Source organism: Mycobacterium sp. TH-M11, from assembly GCF_057473725.1.
Window position 1 is genome coordinate 1 of the sequence record NZ_JBYCLD010000459.1, and the last position, 1,732, is coordinate 1,732.

The window sequence follows — 1,732 nt, forward strand, 5'->3', positions numbered from 1 at the left end:
CGTCTGCACCAGGGCCGGCTCGAGGCATGGGGGGAGCCCGGCAACGGTGCCTGCTTCCGCCTCACCCTGCCGCTGGTGCGCGGCCACAAGGTGACTACCAGCCCGCTGCCGATGAAACCTGTTGCCCCGGAGCGCAATGAGCACCCACCCCGACAACGCGAGCACGCGGAGCGGGGCGTGTGATGCGGCGCGTGGCTGCACTGCTGGTCACGGTCGGCGTCGTCCTGACGGCATGCGCCGGTGTGCCCAACGGCTCGGCGCCGCAGGCCATCGGCAGGGTCGACCGGCCGGCGCCGGCCAACCTGCCCAAGCCGACACCCGGTATGGATCCCGATTTGCTGCTGCGCGAATTCCTCAAAGCCACCGCCGATCCCGCCAACCGGCACCTGGCGGCCCGGCAGTTCCTCACCCAGACGGCCTCCAACAAATGGGACGATGCGGGCAGCGCGCTGCTGGTCGACCACGTCGTGTTCGTCGAAACCCATAGTGCCGAGCGGGTTTCGGTGGCCATGCGGGCTGAGGTACTCGGTTCGCTGTCCGATATCGGAGTGTTCGAGACCGCCGAGGGACAGCTGCCCGATCCCGGGCCGATCGAATTGGTCAAGACACCGGGCGGTTGGCGCATCGACAAACTACCCGACGGGGTGTTTTTGGACTGGCAGCAATTCCAGGCCACCTACAAGCGCAACACGCTGTATTTTTCCGACCCGACCGGTAGGACGATGGTGCCGGACCCACGCTACGTGGCAGTGTCCGATCGTGACCAGCTGGCAACGGAATTGGTCTCCAAGCTGATCGCCGGCCCACGACCGGAGATGGTGAAAAGCGTGCACAACATGCTGACGCCGCCAGTGCGACTGCGCGGCCCGGTGACTCGTGCCGACGGCGGAAAGAGCGGTATCGGCCGCGGCTACGGCGGTGCCCGCATCGACTTGGAATTGCTGACCGTTGCCGACCCGCGAAGCAGACAATTGGTTGCTGCGCAGATCATCTGGACGCTCGCGCGCGCAGACATCAAGGGCCCGTACGTGATCAAGGCAGACGGGGCGTCGCTCGACGAGCGCTTCGCCGACGGATGGACCACCGCCGACGTCGCCGCGACCGACCCGGGCGTGGCCGAAGGCGCGGCCGCCGGGGTGCACGCGTTGATCGGCGGTCGCGTCGTGGCACTCGACGGCGAGCGCTCCGACCCGGTGCCCGGTGCGTTCGGCCGGGCCACCGACCAGGCCTCTGCCGCGCTGTCCCGCAACGGGCATCGGGCGGCCTCGGTGGTGGTGCAACGGCCCGGCGCCCCCGACATGGCGTCGTCGTTGTGGATCGGTGACCTCGGCGGTGAGGCGGCCGAAGCCGCTGACGGACATACCCTTTCGCGGCCGACCTGGTCATTGGACGACGCGGTGTGGGTGGTGGCAGACGGCAGCACCGTGTTGCGCGCCATTCAGGAGACCGCCTCCGGCCAGCCGGCGCGGCTGCCGGTCGACTCAGCCGCGGTGTCCAGCCGTTTCCCGGGAGTGATCGCCGAGTTGCAACTGTCCCGCGACGGCACGCGAGCGGCGATGGCGATCAACGGCCAGGTAATCCTGGCCAGCGTGGAACAGACACAGGCCGGTCAGTTCGCACTGGCCTATCCGCGGCGGCTCGGTTTTGGGCTGGGCTCCTCGGTGGTGTCGTTGGCCTGGCGCACCGACGAAGACATCGCGGTGAGCCGCAACGACGCCGTGTTTCCGGTGTC

Annotated in this window: 1 protein-coding gene and 1 pseudogene; both read left to right on the top strand. The window is 68.6% G+C overall.

Annotation, left to right across the window (positions count from 1 at the left end; translation table 11 throughout):
- Nucleotides 1-183, top strand: a pseudogene (locus AC2VOG_RS17820) (two-component sensor histidine kinase); the annotation flags it as partial.
- The coding region (lpqB, locus tag AC2VOG_RS17825) for an MtrAB system accessory lipoprotein LpqB (protein WP_486941173.1) at nt 183-1,732 on the top strand (1,550 nt) is incomplete at its 3' end. The pseudogene AC2VOG_RS17820 and the gene lpqB, both read left to right, overlap by 1 nt.